Here is a 16,113-nt window from a genome sequence, read left to right on the forward strand (position 1 = left end):
CTAAGCAGTATAATTCTCTACTCAAAAGACTGCATCATCACTAATTTGGAATAGGTTCCGTTTTTGGCTAATAATTCGTCGTGTGTTCCCTGTTCTACGATTTCCCCTTTTTGCATTACGACAATCGTATCGGCTTTTTGAATGGTGGAAAGACGGTGCGCAATCACAATGGAAGTTCTGTTTTGCATCATGTTTTCCAATGCCACCTGAACAAATTTTTCGCTTTCCGTATCTAATGCCGATGTAGCCTCGTCCAAAATCATGATTGGTGGGTTTTTCAGAACGGCTCTGGCAATGGATAAGCGTTGTTTTTGTCCTCCCGAAAGTTTGTTTCCGGCATCTCCGACATTGGTTTCTATTCCGTTAGGAAGGTCTTTAACGAATTCATAGGCATTTGCTATTTTCAACGCTTCAATGATTTCATCGTCTGTAGCATTTTGATTACCTAAAAGAATATTGTTTTTTATCGTGTCGTTAAACAGGATGCTGTCTTGGGTAACCAATCCCATTAAGCCGCGAAGCGACTGTAGATTCATGTCTTTGATGTCAACATCATCGATTTTTATGGTTCCTTCCTGCACATCGTAAAAACGCGTCAGTAAGTTGGCAATCGTACTTTTTCCACTTCCGGATTGTCCCACTAACGCTACTGTTTTTCCTTTCGGAACATCCAAAGAGAAATTCTTTAAGACGTTTTCATCTTCATATCGGAAGTTGATATTCTCAATTGAAATCGTATTTTCAAAAGTTGTTTTTTCAATAGCGTTTGGTATGCTGGTAATTGTGTTTTCCACTTCTAACACTTCAAAAACACGTTCTGCTGCTGCCAGTCCGTTCTTTACGGAATAGGAAGCTTTTGATATTGCTTTTGCCGGGGTAAGAATGTTATATGCGAGTAACATATAAACTAAAAATAGAGATCCTTCAAGTGTTTTTTCTACCAATACTAAATTCCCTCCATACCATAGTAAAATAGCAATAGTGACTATTCCCATAAATTCACTCATTGGTGAGGCCAGATTGTTTTTGTTACCTATGCTGTTGGATAGTTTTAATATACGGTTTATGGAATCATTGAAGTGATTCTTAAAGGTTGGTTCGGCATTATAGCTTTTCACGACTTTTAAGCCGCCTAAACTTTCTTCTACGATTGAAATAAGATAACCGCTTTCACTTTGTGCACGTATGGATTTTGATTTCAGATTTTTTCCAATTCTTGAAATAATAAATCCGGATATTGGAATGAATATAAAAACAAATAATGTTAATTTGATACTGATGTTAAACATGGTGCAGATTGCAAACACAATGGTTAGTGGCTCTTTAACAATCAATTCCAAAATAGAGAAAAATGAATTTTGCACTTCGTTGACATCACCCAGCATTCTCGCCATTACATCGCCTTTGCGTTTTTCGGAATAATAAGAAATAGGAAGCTCTATGATTTTGTTAAACATCTTTTTTCGCAAATCTCTCAAAACACCATTTTTAAGGTGCATGATATGGTAAGATGCCAAATAATTAAATAAGTTTTTGAATAAAAATGTTGTGATAACCAAGGTTACAGCCAGCAAAAGAGCATACTGTGGCCCGTGTTCCTTATTTAAATTTGTGATGTGAAAATATAATAACTCCTTCCCGTAATCCATTAAGTTGCTAATACCCGTATAGATTGGTTTTTTTGTGATTTCCTTACTGGTTTTAAACAAAACTTCCAATAGAGGAAACATTGTTACCATAGAAATAGTACTAAACAAGGCATACAAAATATTAAAAATCACATTCCAAATAATGTGTGATTTGTAAGGTTTTGTGTAAGGGAGTAATTTTATAAGGTTTGTATCCATTAGTTCAATTGCATTTCAGCAATAATATTTTTGATTTTTGTATCTAAATAAGCTTCGGCTTCGGGAACATCGGTAACTGTTTCAATGGCACAGTTTACACTGAAATAGAATTTTATTTTAGGTTCCGTACCACTTGGGCGTGCACAAATTTTACTTCCGTCTTCCAGATAATATATCAATACATCCGATTTCGGAATGGTAATGGGCTCAATTTCATCGGTAAACAAATTACGTACCGTCGAATTCTGATAGTCTTCGATGCATACCACACGTTCTCCGTTTATTTCGCGTACCGGATTTTCACGTAAATCCACCATCATTTTTTTGATTTCGTTCGCTCCTTCAATTCCTTTTTTGGTGATTGAAATCAGGTTTTCTTTGTAAAAACCGAAATCAACATATAACTGAAGCAATTCCTGATAAACGGAACTTCCTTTTTCTTTGGCCTGAGCCGCAATTTCGCAGATTAAAAGAGTTGAAGCCACTGCATCTTTATCCCGAACCGAATCGCCAACCATATACCCGAAACTTTCTTCGCCGCCGCCAATGAATTTCTGATCAGGAAAATCCTTAATCATTTTGGCAATCCATTTGAAGCCGGTCAAACCAACTTTGCATTCAATGTCGTAGGCCGAAGCCAATTCCAATATCATTGGAGTGGAAACGATTGTGGATCCAACAAATTCTGTACCGGTCAGTTTTCCTTGTTTTTTCCATTGCTGAAGCAGAAATTGTGTCATGACAACCATGGTTTGGTTGCCGTTCAATAATGTCATTTTGCCGTTGGTATCACGAACCGCAACGCCTAATCGGTCAGAGTCAGGGTCGGTTCCCACAACAATATCTGCGTTGGTTTGTTTTGCCAGTTCCATGGCTATGGCTAAAGCTTCCGGTTCTTCGGGATTTGGCGATTTTACCGTCGGGAAATTTCCATCAGGTTCAGCCTGCTCTTTAACGATTTCTACATTCGGATAGCCTGCTTTTGCTAAAACAGCCGGAACCAATTTAATGGAAGTGCCGTGAAGCGAAGTGAAAACAATCTTAAGGTTCTCTTTGGCTGAGGCCGAAGTGTTAAACGTGGCATTTTCAATCGTTGAATTGATAAAAGCTTCGTCAATTTCTGTGTCTATGTATTCGATTAAATCATCGTTTGCTTCAAATTTTATTTCACTGTAATCCAGTGCTTCAATTATCTGAATAATTTCGTTGTCCTGAGGCGGAACCAATTGGCCACCGTCTTGCCAATAGACTTTGTATCCGTTGTATTCCGGCGGATTATGTGAGGCGGTCAGCACAATTCCGGAATGGCAGCCTAAATATTTTACCGCGAACGATAATTCGGGAGTCGGACGCAAGTCGGAAAAAAGATAAACCTTAATTCCGTTCGCCGAAAATACATCAGCCACTACTTTCGCCAGCGTATCACTGTTATGACGGCAATCGTAGGCAATCGCCACTTTTAATTGTTCGCCTGGGAATGACTTCTTTAAATAATCAGATAATCCCTGTGTGTTTTTTCCTAAGGTATATTTATTGATGCGATTCGTGCCCACGCCCATAATACCACGCATACCGCCGGTTCCGAATTCCAGATTTTTATAAAAACTGTCTTCAAGTTCTTTCGGGGCAGTGGTCATCATTTCACGAATTGCTTCGTGGGTATCGTTATCAAAAGTTGGTGTTAGCCAAATGTTTACCTGGTCTAAAATTGCTTGTTCAATGTGCATTATATTATTTTTTTAGGAGCTATTCCTGCTTTTCGTTTCTCTCGTCCCAAAAGACGAGATCCACTGCTCCCGATACCTATCGGGACAGGGCTAAACCTATGTGTGATCTTTATTTTTTATACCCAATTTGGGGCCTGTTTGTATTCTCTTCGATTGTCTTGTCTTTTTCAACTAGATAATTCAATGCTTTGTAAATGTCAGGAAACTGATTTTCTATTTCAATAATTCTGTCTTTTAATTCATTATATGTTAAGGAAAATTGCCTAAAAGTAACAAAAGCCCTAATAATAGAGATGTTGACTTCAATTGCTTTTTCACTGTTTAATACACTTGAAAGCATAGCTATTCCTTGTTCGGTAAATGCGAATGGCATATATCTTAATCCTCCATAACTTGAGGACTAAAATTTCGACCTCAAGTTTGCGAACTCCTTTTCAGTTAATTCAAACATGAAATCTTCGGGAAATCGATTTATGTTTCGTCTGACAGATGCTTTAAGTCTTTTGTTTTCAACACCGTATAATGTCGCTAAATCAAAATCTAACATTACGTTTTGACCACGAATTTCGTGGATTTTACTTCTAATGGCTTCTAAATTATTCATTTTGGCTTGTATTTTTAAGTTGTAATTGACTTGAGGTCGCAATTTTCGGCCTCAAGTTTTTAAGGACTCAATTTGTGACCTTAAAGATTATATTTGTTTTTATAAATCGATTTGTATCAATTAATGAAATTCGTTTTTTAAAATTATATATTTATCTCATTCGCTATCTTATAGCGTTCCTCGTTGTTTTTGGTTCGCAGGATGATTTCGCCTAAAAAACCGGCAAGGAAGAGTTGTGTTCCTATAATCATCGTGGTCAGGGCAATATAAAACCATGGGTTGTTGGTTACTAAAATAGCGGTTTCATGGCTGTATATCTTGTATAATTTCATGATACCGATGTATCCGGCAGATAAAAATCCGATAAGGAACATCACCACGCCCAACGCGCCAAAAAGATGCATCGGACGTTTTCCGAATTTCGAAATAAACCAAATCGTGATCAGATCCAAAAAGCCGTTAATGAAACGTTCCATGCCGAATTTGGTCGACCCGTATTTTCGTGCCTGATGAATTACCACTTTTTCACCAATCTTTCCAAATCCTGCATTTTTTGCTAAAACAGGGATATAACGGTGCATTTCGCCGGAAACTTCCACGTTTTTCACTACTATGTTTTTGTAGGCTTTCAGTCCGCAGTTAAAATCATTCAGTTTAACGCCCGACGTTTTTCGTGCCGCCCAGTTAAATAACTTTGAAGGCAGGTTTTTAGCAACAACCGAATCATAGCGTTTCTTTTTCCAACCCGAAACCAAATCGTAATTGTCGTTGGTAATCATGTTGAAAAGCCCTGGAATTTCGTCCGGACTGTCCTGTAAATCGGCATCCATGGTGATGATAACATCGCCTTGTGCTTTGGCAAAACCGGCGTGAAGCGCTTGTGATTTTCCGTAATTCCGTAAAAACCTTATTCCTTTTACATTGGTGTTCGTGGCAGAAAGTTGCTCGATAAGGCTCCAAGAATTGTCGGTGCTTCCATCGTCGATGAAAATAACTTCATAGGAGAAATTATTTTCTTTCATGACTTTTGCAATCCACGAATGGAGCTCGGGTAGTGATTCCTGCTCGTTGAGTAAAGGAATTATAATGGATAAATTCATTGAATTATTCTAAATTCGATTGTTTGTTTCTGAAAATCAAGGCTAAAATTGAACCGAAAATTGCAGTAAATACGAAGCTGAAAACAAGCCCTTTTAATAAGTTCATTACAGAATAGTTGTCTTTATTCTGCATGTCTTCAACTGCTTTTGTTATAGTTTCTGTTGGTGTGTTGAATTTTTTCATCATTTCTACAGAATATTCAATAGCCAACGTATTTATAGTTTCTTTGGCTTCGGGATCAATTGCATTGAAAAGTAAAATGTTAAATAAAACGGACATAGTGGCTCCGATAGCCCCTGCAATAAAGTAAACGGTAAAGGCTTCTTTAAAAGTAATTAAGCCATTTAATTGTTTTTTTGTTTTTGATACCAAAACTATCCCAATAATTAAAAAAAGAATGATGCTTGTAATTCCAATCCACATGTTGATGAATAATTTCAAGTCAATTGCGTAAATTGATGCAGTAATAAGGATTGAAATAATTCCGATGATTATTCCGTAATTTACTCCGTTTTTTTTGATTACTTCGTTCATAGTTTTGTTTTTGGTTTAAATAATTTACAAATATAAGAATTCTGTGCTATCTTAGGTTAGTTAACGAAGTTGAAAAAAAGTTACACAATAATTTGATTTTTAAAAATTAGTTGTACATTTGCACCCTGAAATAATAAAGATTATAAACAAAAAGTTGCAAACGTTTATACCTTTTACAGAATAAAAGCATCAGGACGGTTTGCAGCCAATTAATAAAAACGATTTACCATGAAAAAAGGAATTCACCCGGAAAATTACAGATTAGTAGCATTTAAAGATATGTCAAACGAAGACGTGTTCATCACTAAATCTACTGTTGAAACTAAAGATACAATCACTGTTGATGGTGTTGAATACCCAGTATACAAAATGGAGATCTCAAGAACATCTCACCCTTTCTATACAGGTAAATCTAAACTTATCGATACAGCAGGTCGTATTGATAAATTCAAAAACAAATACGCTAAATTCAGCAAATAATCGCTGTTTTAAGATATACGAAAGCCTCTCAGTTTTGAGAGGCTTTTTTGTTTTTATCTGACAGAAAACTTTGTAACTTAGCAACTCAGAAACTCAGCAACTAAAAACATGAACTATATACTTTTTGACGGAACTGTTCGCGATGCGTTACTTCCCTTTACGTTTACCCGACCTGTTGCCGATATCCGTATCGGGATTTTGACTATTCGTGAAAAATGGGAGAAATATTTAGGATACACCACAACCACCTTAACGGAAGAATACCTGATGGAGAAATTTCCCATGGTGGAAATGGAAGAAAACGTGATGATTAACGCCTCGTTTTTGCCTAATGAAATACTTTCGGAAATGGTTCGTTCCCTCGAAGCTAATCAGGCTATTTTCAGTAACGACGAAGTAGTAGCTTTTTTTAGTCATGAAAATCAGGAAGAAGTTGATTTTGACACCTATGAAATTATTCAGTATACTGAAGAATGTCTGAAAATAGAACATACGTGGGATATCTTTCAGAAAAACGATGCTGCCTTACGCGAAGATTTTGAACTGATTACCGAAGGTCGTTTCTCGCAACCGATTCCGAAAAGTGTCAACGTAATTTCGCCGGAAAATATCTTTATCGAAGAAGGAGCAAAACTGGAATTCGTAACGTTAAACGCTTCCACAGGTCCTATTTATATCGGGAAAAATGCCGAAATTATGGAAGGTTCCGTAATTCGTGGACCTTTTGCCTTGTGTGAAGAGGCGTTGGTGAAATTAGCTACTAAAGTATACGGTGCAACTACGGTTGGGCCACATTGCCGTATTGGCGGTGAAGTGAATAACTCGGTGCTTTTCGGGTATTCCAATAAAGGCCATGACGGATTCTTGGGGAATTCGGTTTTGGGTGAATGGTGTAATATCGGTGCCGATAGTAATAATTCGAACCTGAAGAACAATTACGAAGAAGTAAAGTTGTGGAGCTATGAAACTGGAGGCTTTGAAAAAACAGGTCTTCAATTTTGCGGATTAATGATGGGTGATCACAGTAAATGCGGTATCAATACGATGTTTAACACCGGAACTGTTGTAGGGGTGAGTACCAATATTTTCGGCAGCGGATTCCCTCGTAATTTTATACCGAGTTTCTCCTGGGGTGGTGCATCCGGATTTACAACCTATATTACCAAAAAAGCTTTCGAAACCGCGAAAATTGTAATGTCCCGTCGTCATGTGGACTTCACTGAACAGGATGCTGCTATTTTAGAACATGTTTTTGAGGAATCGAAAAAGTGGAGAAAAGAGTAATCTTAAAAATATAAAGTAGCTTAAACTTTAAGCAAATTATAACACCACGATTGTGAAAACAGTCGTGGTTTTTTTTGTAAATTTATTCTCTAAACTTTGAAAATCATGTACAGAACAGAGAACGATTTATTGGGAGACATGCAGATTCCCGCCAAGGCTTATTACGGAATTCAGACGCAAAGAGCTATAGATAATTTTCATATATCCGGTGTGAAATTGTATCAGTTTCCGGAATTTATCAAAGGATTAGCGTATGTGAAATGGGCGGCCGCTGAAACTAATTTTCAATTGGGTTTATTGGATGAGAAACTCAAAAATGCTATTGTGGAGGCCGCTAAAGAAGTTATATCCGAAAAGTTTAACCTGGAGTTTCCGATCGACATGATTCAGGGTGGCGCAGGAACTTCCACTAATATGAATATCAACGAGGTTTTGGCGAACCGCGCTCTGGAATTGATGGGATATCAGAAAGGCGAATATCAATATTGTTCTCCTAATGATCATGTGAACTTGTCACAATCCACTAATGATGCTTATCCTACTGCCATTCGAATAGCAGGGGTTAATTCCAATATGCAATTGATCGGTCATTTGAAGGATTTGATTGATTCGTTCCGAAAAAAAGGTGAGGAATTCAAAAGCGTTCTGAAAATGGGAAGAACCCAATTGCAGGATGCCGTACCAATGACATTGGGTCAGGAATTCGAAGCTTTTGCGGTAACGTTGGAAGAAGAAATCGATCGTTTAACTCAGAATTCCAATTTGTTTCTGGAAACCAATATGGGAGCAACCGCCATCGGAACCGGACTCAATGCCGCTCCGGGGTATGCAAAACTGTGTGCTGAAAATTTGGCAAAAGTCACAGGTTTGGCGATTGTTTCCGCTCCCAACTTAATTGAAGCGACTCCGGATACAGGAGCTTATGTGATTTATTCCTCGGCTTTGAAACGTATGGCGATTAAAATCTCGAAGATCTGTAATGATTTGCGCCTGCTTTCCTCAGGACCGCGCTGTGGCTTGAACGAAATTAACTTACCGCCAATGCAACCAGGTTCTTCCATCATGCCCGGAAAAGTTAATCCGGTAATTCCCGAAGTGATGAATCAGGTTTGCTTCCGTGTCATCGGAAATGATTTGACCGTAACCATGGCTGCCGAAGCCGGTCAGTTGCAATTAAACGTAATGGAACCGGTATTGACCTATGCGATTATGGAATCCATGCAATTGCTGACGAACGGAATGGATACGTTGCGCCAGAAATGCATCGACGGTATCACAGCCAATGAGGAGCATTGCCGCGAAATGGTATTGCACAGCATCGGAATCGTGACGGCTTTGAATCCGTACATCGGTTATAAAAACAGTACTAAAATTGCTAAAGAAGCTTTGGAAACAGGAAAAAGTGTCTATAATCTGGTATTGGAACACAATATCTTATCGAAAGAGCAGATTGACGATATTCTGAATCCGGAAAATATGCTGGCCCCTAAAAAAAGTTAGCGATTTAAAAAGCCATGAAATATCAATCGTGGCTTTTTTTTATGGGATGCGGATTTAGATTTCAGATAGTTGTTTAGACTTATTTTGGTCAGTCTTCCCATCCGCAAAGTTCTAAGCCTTTATCCAGCGCCGAAGATTTAGTGACTTTCTTAATTTCATGTTTGCAATTCGATAAGCAGTTTTCTTTGTAATGGTATTTTTTAGCATTTGGACTTACACAGATATAAACATCTGATGATGAGAATGATGTTAATGAAGAAAATAGTAAAAGCGCTATTACTTTTTTCATTTTAATGTATTTTTTTCAAAGCTACTAAATTCAACAGGTTAATTCTTAATGGCTTATGTTTTTTGTTTGAGAGTTTCCAAATAATTGAAATATAGCCGGTTAATAATTTTATCGGATGAATATTTGTGTGTAAATTTGCGCTCTTAATTTTTGACAACGATTTCATTAATTAAGCTATCTTATGGAAAACAGAAAAAAAGTCGCTTTTTACACCTTGGGCTGTAAACTGAATTTCTCAGAAACGTCAACCATTGCACGTAATTTTCAGGACGAAGGTTTTGATCGTGTTGATTTTGAAGAGGTTGCCGATATTTATGTGATCAACACCTGTTCGGTTACCGAAAATGCCGATAAGCAATTCAAACAGATTGTTAAAAAAGCAATGAAGCTAAATGATAAAGCCTTCGTTGCCGCAGTTGGTTGTTACGCGCAGTTAAAACCCGAAGAACTTGCCGATGTGGATGGTGTAGACCTTGTTTTAGGCGCCACAGAAAAATTTAAAATTACCGATTACATCAATGATTTGTCCAAAAACGATATGGGCGAGGTGCATTCCTGTGAAATTGAAGAAGCCGATTTTTATGTGGGCAGTTACTCGATTGGCGACAGGACCCGTGCCTTTTTGAAAGTTCAGGACGGTTGCGATTATAAATGTACGTATTGTACCATTCCTTTGGCGCGCGGAATTTCCCGTAGCGACACGATGGAAAACGTGCTGAAAAATGCCAAAGAAATTTCCCAACAGGGAATCCGGGAAATCGTATTAACCGGTGTAAATATCGGTGATTACGGTAAAGGGGAATTCGGAAATAAGAAACACGAACATACGTTTTACGAACTGGTTCAGAATCTGGATAAAGTGGAAGGAATCGAGCGTTTGCGAATTTCGTCTATTGAACCGAACCTGTTAAAAAATGAAACCATCGATTTTGTCGCGCAAAGCCGAACGTTTGTACCGCATTTTCATATTCCGCTACAATCGGGAAGTAATGAGATTCTGAAAAAAATGAAACGTCGTTACATGCGCGAGCTGTACACAGAACGGGTTGCTAAAATCCGTGAGGTGATGCCACATGCCTGCATTGGTGTGGATGTTATAGTTGGATTTCCTGGAGAAACAGACGAACTGTTCCTGGAAACATATCATTTTCTGAATGAACTGGATATTTCGTATTTACACGTTTTTACATATTCGGAAAGAGATAATACCGAGGCTACCGAAATGGAAGGTGTTGTTCCGGCGAATGTACGTGCAAAACGAAGTAAGATGTTACGCGGACTTTCGGTTAAGAAAAGACGAGCATTTTACGAAGGTCAGATCGGGACCAACAGAACAGTATTGTTTGAAGGGGAAAACAAAGAGGGTTATATCCACGGATTTACCGAAAATTACGTAAAAGTAAAAACGCCATGGAACCCGGAATTGGTGAATACGTTACATGAAATTACTCTGACAAGAATTGATGAAGACGGAAGTGTGCGAATGGAATTTTTGAATGCGGAAGTGAGGGATAGAGAATAGAAGCAAGAAGCAAGAGACAAGAAGCAAGGGATGAGAAAAAAGAAGGTAGATATTAATATCTGTTTTTCTTGCTTCTTGTCTCTTGCTTCTTTTTTTTTTCTCTAATATTTATAATGAAAACGCACCTTGGTAATCCGGTATACGTTTTCTCCCAATTGTTCGATGAATTCGAATTTATTTCTGCCCGGTTGTGAGAAAGAAACAATGGAACCGGCATCAATTTCGTAGTACAAATTTTCACCTTCCATCATAAAGCGGTCGCCATTTTTTCGGTAGGCGGAACGAACTAAGTCAAATTCAAATAAATTCCATGTGGATGAATCGGCATTAAAATCACCGGCAGAAGTGCAGATGCCTTCTGTGACTTCGGTTTTGCTGCCGTAGTATTTTTCTATGTTTTCAAAAAAATGAATGATATCGGTGTAGAATTCTTCTGGTGTCATGCGCTAAAAATACACTAATTTTTTAGAAATAAAAAAGAGTTTGTTTAAAAACAAAATTGATAATTGTAATATTTTACCAACAATAGTGGTGGTTTTTGTTTTAAAATTATAGATTTTTTTTTTGAGATTCATGAATCTGTATTTTCGTAGAAACCTTAAAATCAAATCTTATGTATGGAATTTTATCGCCTATGGGAGTGATTGTATTATTGCTGATTTATTTGTCATTAACAATCTTCTCTTTGGTTAAGATGTTTGGAAGGGAAAAAAAGCTGATGCTTTTTCTTTGGCTTTTTGTGATTGTTGCATTTCCTTTTGTTGGTTCATTACTTTATTTACTTTACTTCTATGTAAATAGGTTAAAACCTGTGGTTAATTAAGGAAAGGGGGAATCTGTCGATATAAGAAAAGGTCGGTTTTTTTTCAAAACCGACCTTTTTTAATTTTTAAACTGACTGAAGAATTTTCAGCAATTTTTTTTAGCTTAAATCTTAATTCCTGGAGGAAGTAATTCTCTGTAAACCGGATTCTTTCTGAAAAAAGCGGCAACTTTCGGATGAATCGGAACTACTTTCCATTTTTTCTCTTCTGCTACCAACAGGATTTGTTTTAAAAAATCCGACATGGTTTCCGAACCTTCAAATTGCTCCGGAATATTCACTCTCGACAGAAAAATCTTTTTTTCCTGAAATGAATATTCAACTGTGAGTAACTGGCCATCAACAGTCGTTTCAAACTGTCTTGAGAATTCATTGTTTTTAATAATCATTTAAGGAGTTTTGTTCGTGTATAATTACATTGCAAAGTTACTCATTTGAGAATCAATATCAAACTGTTTCTGAGGGTATTGAGGAAAGTCGGGCTTATTTTAGATTTTAAACGAAAATTTAAGTCATGGAAAACCTTATGCAATTGGGAAAAAGTGCTATTTTTATGAAAATTTCAAGGCTAAAGTTTAACAGAATTCAATTTCCAGTCAATGAGCAAAATACCTGTTTATTTTATGCCGGGTTTGGCGGCCAGTCCGAAAATTTTTGAAAAAATACAGTTGCCGGAAGATCGGTTTGAAATCTATCTTCTGGAGTGGTTTTTGCCTGAAAAAAAAGAAACACTTGTGAATTACGCCAAGCGAATGGCTGCTGAAATAAAACACGAAGATGCTGTTTTGATTGGAGTTTCCTTCGGAGGAATTCTGGTTCAGGAAATTGCGAGAATCAGACTGGTTCGGAAGACCATAATCATTTCGAGTGTCAAATGTCAAAAGGAATTTCCCATGCGAATGAAGTTCGTGAAGAACACCAAAATGTATAAACTTATTCCGACCCGTTTGTTTTCCAATGTGGAATACCTGCTTAAATACAGTAAGAATGAGAGAATGAAAGAGCGATTGGTGTTGTATAAAATGTATCTTTCGGTAAACGATGTGAAATACCTGGATTGGGCCATTGAAAATGTGCTGATTTGGAAAAGAACTGTGGCTGATGAAAAAGTTGTTCATATTCACGGCGATAAAGATGATGTGTTTCCAATCGAAAATATTAAAAATTGTATAGTGGTAAAAGGAGGCACACATGCTATGATTCTGTTTAAATACAAATGGATGAATGAAAACCTTCCGAGAATAATAAGCGAATAAAATAAGGCGTATGAAGTTGATTAAAAGAGCAGCGGTAGTTGCTGCAGTGGTAGTTGTGAGTGGGGTGTTTATTTATGCCGCATCATCGGCAAAAACATCCGATAAAGGGTATGAATTTACAAGAATTCCTGTCACTATAGATTTTGCAGGTGAAAAAACCCCGTTGAGCATTTCTGATGTCCGGGAGCGTTTTGACCGCGAGCTGACCGTAAACATAAATCTGCATGCCACAACCGAGCTGGTTATAAAAAGAGCCAATCGTGTCTTTCCGGTTATCGAACCTATTTTGAAGAAAAATGGTGTACCGGATGATTTCAAATATCTGGCTGTAATTGAAAGTGGTCTGATAAATGTGACATCGCCATCCGGTGCGAAAGGAGTGTGGCAATTCATGCCTGAAACGGCTAAACAGTTCGGAATGGAAGTGAATGATATTGTTGACGAGCGTTATCATCTGGAAAAATCAACCGAATTGGCGTGTCAGTATTTGTTGAAAGCCAAAGCGAAATTCGGAAACTGGACTATGGCGGCGGCATCTTATAACGGCGGAATGAACGGAATGGATCGTTTTATGGAAGCGCAGAAAGTATCGGATTATTACGATTTGCTCGTGAATGAAGAAACGTCGCGTTACGTTTTCAGAATTTTGGCACTGAAAGAAATCATGCAAAACCAACAAAAATACGGCTATGCTTTGCCTGCAGAAATTTTGTATCCACAAATTCCAACCAAAAAAATTGAAGTGACTGCCAATATTGATGATTTGGCGACATTTGCTATTGAACAGGGAATTAATTACAAGATCTTGAAAATTCACAATCCATGGTTGCGCGATAAGAAATTGGTGATTCAGCCGGGTAAAGTTTACACTATAGAAATTCCGTTAGAAGGATATACCAAGTAAAAATGAAAACCATGACCTTAGCTACATTTTTTGCTTTAATGGCTATTGGCCTGTTGGCCGGTATGTTGAGTGGGTTAATCGGAATTGGAGGCGGAATCGTTATGGTTCCGCTTTTACTGTTGTTGGGGTTTTCCCAACACCAGGCACAGGGAACCAGTCTGGCAGTTTTGGTGGTTCCGGTAACGGCCGCCGCAGTTTTTAATTATTACAAAGAAGGGTATCTTGATTGGCGGTATGCAGCTTTGATAGCTGTCTTTTTTGTGGTTGGCGGTTATTTCGGAAGCAAACTTGCTATTACTATCGATCAGAGAATGCTGAAAAAAATATTTGGGATAATATTGCTGATTGTTGCCGGAAAAATGATTTTCGAAAAATAATTATTTTGACAGGCCACTGCTTTGGTATCTGTTTTCGTTGATGAGCAAGGGACTGATACTGTCATAAAACCGATCGTAATTCTGTGTAAAGGATTCTTCGTACGATATTTTTGAACCCAGATTGATTCCGCCTCTCCTGATGTCTAACAGGTTCATGCCTTCGTCAATCAGAAAGGTTGTCGGAATGCCAAGGGTGTGTTTTAAAGTGGAAACCAGTAAATCGTCTTTATTGTAGGTTTCGTGGGCGTAGCAGACTTCAATCGGGCTGTTAAACTGTGAAGCTATTTTTTTTATCTCCTCCTTTCTGTTCCAGAAAACCACGACAATCTGAATGTCTTTCCGGTATTTTTTTGCCAATTTGTTTAAAGCCTGAATTTCTCCGTTGGCTGTAAGGCACCATGAGGTATAAGTAAGCAGGTAAACCGGTTTTTTGAAGGAGTTGAGAAAAAGTCGTTTTTTATTGATGCGCTGAATGCTGAAATTGTCAAATTTTGTACCGATGAGATAGTTGTGAATCAGGGAGTCGAACATTTTTTTGCCTAGATCGGTATCGCCTCTTTCAAATGCGGCATTGGCTTCTTTTATATAAGGTTTGATATTTTTGTGGATGTTGTAGGAGAGCAAGATGTGCGCGTTGTCTTGTGCAGTAACTGTATAAGACAGAAGATAAAAAGCGATAATTTTTAAGTAAAATTTCGGCATCTTCTTTGTTTTTGTCCGATAAAATTACGTTTAAAATCGGCGAATAACTTTATTTCCCGACGAGTGGCTTAAATAGTCGTCAGAATACATTCAGGAATAAAAAAAGCGCTTCGAAAGCGCTTTTAATGTATTGATAATGAAGTGGTTATATTTTTTTCATTTGTTCTTTCATCATTTTGATCTGATCTTTCAGCATGTTTTGCTTGTCCAGTTTTTTGGCTTCGTTCAATAAGCCGGTAGCCTCCACTTTTCTTCTTCGTGTCATGGCGATTCCTGCCAATTGCAATTTAGCCAAAGCCAAATCTTGATCCATGCTTAAACCTAATTCAATGGCTTTTTTGAAAAACTTTTCAGCTGCCGATAAATTGGTTTGTGATACCATGATTCCGTTAAGGTAGTTGTAATACCCCTGTTGTTTGCGTATTAAGGCTGTTTCCGGATTTTTGATGTAGGATAGCCATTTCTGTGCGCCTTCCATGTTTTGTTTTCTTAACTGAAGGAACGCCAACAGTATGAATTCGTTTTTAAAGTACAATAAAATGAAAATCAGGGAGAAAAGGATAAGGAAAATTCCGTTTCCGATGTTGCTTTCAGTAAACTGCCAGATACCTGTGGCGATAATCAGTCCGGCGATAATCAATTTAATATTTCTGTGAAACATAATGTTTTTATTTTTAAGTTTGCAAATGTAATAAATAGTAATGAGCAACTGAAATAGTTTTTTTTAAACTATGATAATTCGGGTTAAAACTTGTTCTAACTGTTTAAATTGTAAATATATGGCGTGAGGAGAAAAAAAAATATCAAACCTCTTGTCAGAAATAAAAGTCTTTGTATATTTGCACTCGGTTTTGAAGCGAGGTTAATTTCAAAGCTGGAACTATTTAAAAACACGATTTAAAGATAAAAGCAATGAGTAAGAGAACGTTTCAACCATCGAAAAGAAAAAGAAGAAACAAACACGGTTTCATGGATAGAATGGCTTCTGCTAACGGAAGAAAAGTATTAGCAAGAAGAAGAGCTAAAGGAAGACATAAGTTAACGGTTTCATCTGAGCCTAGACACAAAAAATAATGATTTTTTAAATCATAAATAGAGCGTTACTTTTTATCGGTAACGCTTTTTTTATACCTTACCGAGAATAAAGACATAACTTTGTGTGT

20 protein-coding genes are annotated in these 16,113 nt (G+C 37.4%); 9 read left to right on the forward strand and 11 right to left on the reverse strand.

Annotated elements, in window-relative coordinates; translation table 11 throughout:
• Positions 1–17 precede the first annotated feature (17 nt).
• From FLJC2902T_RS11070 to FLJC2902T_RS11090, 6 genes are all read right to left on the reverse strand, one after another.
• The gene (locus FLJC2902T_RS11070) at positions 18–1,847 is read right to left on the reverse strand and encodes an ABC transporter ATP-binding protein (RefSeq protein WP_035678442.1); all 1,830 of its coding nucleotides are present in this window, start codon (positions 1,845–1,847) and stop codon (positions 18–20) included.
• Positions 1,847–3,574: a phospho-sugar mutase gene (locus FLJC2902T_RS11075; RefSeq protein WP_023579882.1), complete on the reverse strand. Its 1,728-nt coding sequence runs from the start codon at positions 3,572–3,574 to the stop codon at positions 1,847–1,849. The genes FLJC2902T_RS11070 and FLJC2902T_RS11075 overlap by 1 nt, the downstream gene beginning before the upstream one ends.
• A gap of 109 nt (positions 3,575–3,683) precedes the next feature.
• A complete protein-coding gene (locus FLJC2902T_RS16510) occupies positions 3,684–3,947 on the reverse strand; it encodes a hypothetical protein (protein WP_023579883.1) in 264 nt (87 codons plus the stop codon).
• 27 nt (positions 3,948–3,974) lie between these two features.
• Positions 3,975–4,178, reverse strand: coding sequence for an ORF6N domain-containing protein (locus FLJC2902T_RS16515; RefSeq protein ID WP_245594752.1), 204 nt, complete (start codon positions 4,176–4,178; stop codon positions 3,975–3,977).
• Between the two features lie 143 nt (positions 4,179–4,321).
• The gene (locus FLJC2902T_RS11085) at positions 4,322–5,278 is read right to left on the reverse strand and encodes a glycosyltransferase family 2 protein (protein WP_023579885.1); all 957 of its coding nucleotides are present in this window, start codon (positions 5,276–5,278) and stop codon (positions 4,322–4,324) included.
• 4 nt (positions 5,279–5,282) lie between these two features.
• Positions 5,283–5,813, reverse strand: coding sequence for a DUF4199 domain-containing protein (locus FLJC2902T_RS11090; RefSeq protein WP_023579886.1), 531 nt, complete (start codon positions 5,811–5,813; stop codon positions 5,283–5,285).
• A gap of 228 nt (positions 5,814–6,041) precedes the next feature.
• On the opposite strand from FLJC2902T_RS11090, the gene FLJC2902T_RS11095 reads away from it, so the two are divergent.
• From FLJC2902T_RS11095 to aspA, 3 genes are all read left to right on the forward strand, one after another.
• Positions 6,042–6,293, forward strand: a complete 252-nt coding sequence (locus FLJC2902T_RS11095) for a type B 50S ribosomal protein L31 (protein WP_023570958.1) — start codon at positions 6,042–6,044, stop codon at positions 6,291–6,293.
• A 108-nt stretch (positions 6,294–6,401) separates the two neighbouring features.
• Positions 6,402–7,577 (forward strand): GlmU family protein, encoded by a 1,176-nt coding sequence (locus FLJC2902T_RS11100; protein ID WP_023579887.1) that lies wholly within the window; start codon positions 6,402–6,404, stop codon positions 7,575–7,577.
• A gap of 105 nt (positions 7,578–7,682) precedes the next feature.
• On the forward strand, positions 7,683–9,077 hold the full coding sequence (aspA, locus tag FLJC2902T_RS11105) for an aspartate ammonia-lyase (RefSeq protein ID WP_023579888.1): 1,395 nt from the start codon (positions 7,683–7,685) through the stop codon (positions 9,075–9,077).
• 88 nt (positions 9,078–9,165) lie between these two features.
• On the opposite strand, the gene FLJC2902T_RS11110 is transcribed toward aspA, so the two are convergent.
• Positions 9,166–9,366: a hypothetical protein gene (locus FLJC2902T_RS11110; protein ID WP_023579889.1), complete on the reverse strand. Its 201-nt coding sequence runs from the start codon at positions 9,364–9,366 to the stop codon at positions 9,166–9,168.
• A 181-nt stretch (positions 9,367–9,547) separates the two neighbouring features.
• Here FLJC2902T_RS11110 and mtaB point away from each other — a divergent pair, with 181 nt between their 5' ends.
• Positions 9,548–10,888 carry a tRNA (N(6)-L-threonylcarbamoyladenosine(37)-C(2))-methylthiotransferase MtaB gene (gene mtaB / locus FLJC2902T_RS11115; RefSeq protein ID WP_023579891.1) on the forward strand — a complete coding sequence of 447 codons (1,341 nt, stop codon included), beginning with the start codon at positions 9,548–9,550 and terminating at the stop codon, positions 10,886–10,888.
• Positions 10,889–10,989: 101 nt separating this feature from the next.
• Here mtaB and FLJC2902T_RS11120 read toward each other — a convergent pair whose 3' ends face one another.
• Positions 10,990–11,331 carry a bromodomain-containing protein gene (locus FLJC2902T_RS11120; RefSeq protein ID WP_023579892.1) on the reverse strand — a complete coding sequence of 114 codons (342 nt, stop codon included), beginning with the start codon at positions 11,329–11,331 and terminating at the stop codon, positions 10,990–10,992.
• Positions 11,332–11,501: 170 nt separating this feature from the next.
• Between FLJC2902T_RS11120 and FLJC2902T_RS11125 the strand changes: the two genes are divergently transcribed.
• The gene (locus tag FLJC2902T_RS11125) at positions 11,502–11,711 is read left to right on the forward strand and encodes a hypothetical protein (RefSeq protein WP_023579894.1); all 210 of its coding nucleotides are present in this window, start codon (positions 11,502–11,504) and stop codon (positions 11,709–11,711) included.
• Positions 11,712–11,815: 104 nt separating this feature from the next.
• Here FLJC2902T_RS11125 and FLJC2902T_RS11130 read toward each other — a convergent pair whose 3' ends face one another.
• A complete protein-coding gene (locus FLJC2902T_RS11130) occupies positions 11,816–12,100 on the reverse strand; it encodes a GNAT family N-acetyltransferase (protein WP_023579895.1) in 285 nt (94 codons plus the stop codon).
• 210 nt (positions 12,101–12,310) lie between these two features.
• Between FLJC2902T_RS11130 and FLJC2902T_RS11135 the strand changes: the two genes are divergently transcribed.
• From FLJC2902T_RS11135 to FLJC2902T_RS11145, 3 genes are read left to right on the forward strand one after another with little or no spacing between them, the layout of a single operon-like run.
• Positions 12,311–12,967: an alpha/beta fold hydrolase gene (locus FLJC2902T_RS11135; RefSeq protein ID WP_035678444.1), complete on the forward strand. Its 657-nt coding sequence runs from the start codon at positions 12,311–12,313 to the stop codon at positions 12,965–12,967.
• Positions 12,968–12,977: 10 nt separating this feature from the next.
• Positions 12,978–13,871 (forward strand): lytic transglycosylase domain-containing protein, encoded by an 894-nt coding sequence (locus FLJC2902T_RS11140; RefSeq protein WP_023579897.1) that lies wholly within the window; start codon positions 12,978–12,980, stop codon positions 13,869–13,871.
• A gap of 11 nt (positions 13,872–13,882) precedes the next feature.
• Positions 13,883–14,248 carry a sulfite exporter TauE/SafE family protein gene (locus tag FLJC2902T_RS11145; protein WP_023579898.1) on the forward strand — a complete coding sequence of 122 codons (366 nt, stop codon included), beginning with the start codon at positions 13,883–13,885 and terminating at the stop codon, positions 14,246–14,248.
• On the opposite strand, the gene FLJC2902T_RS11150 is transcribed toward FLJC2902T_RS11145, so the two are convergent.
• Positions 14,249–14,950: a TlpA family protein disulfide reductase gene (locus FLJC2902T_RS11150; protein WP_023579899.1), complete on the reverse strand. Its 702-nt coding sequence runs from the start codon at positions 14,948–14,950 to the stop codon at positions 14,249–14,251.
• Between the two features lie 145 nt (positions 14,951–15,095).
• Entirely contained in the window at positions 15,096–15,611 is a 516-nt protein-coding gene (locus tag FLJC2902T_RS11155) for a hypothetical protein (RefSeq protein WP_023579900.1), read from the reverse strand.
• A gap of 251 nt (positions 15,612–15,862) precedes the next feature.
• Here FLJC2902T_RS11155 and rpmH point away from each other — a divergent pair, with 251 nt between their 5' ends.
• Complete coding sequence (gene rpmH, locus FLJC2902T_RS16070) at positions 15,863–16,024, forward strand: 50S ribosomal protein L34 (protein WP_008464848.1); 162 nt, start codon at positions 15,863–15,865, stop codon at positions 16,022–16,024.
• Positions 16,025–16,113 lie beyond the last annotated feature (89 nt).

This window comes from Flavobacterium limnosediminis JC2902, assembly GCF_000498535.1.
GTDB classification, from domain to species: Bacteria; Bacteroidota; Bacteroidia; order Flavobacteriales; family Flavobacteriaceae; genus Flavobacterium; species Flavobacterium limnosediminis.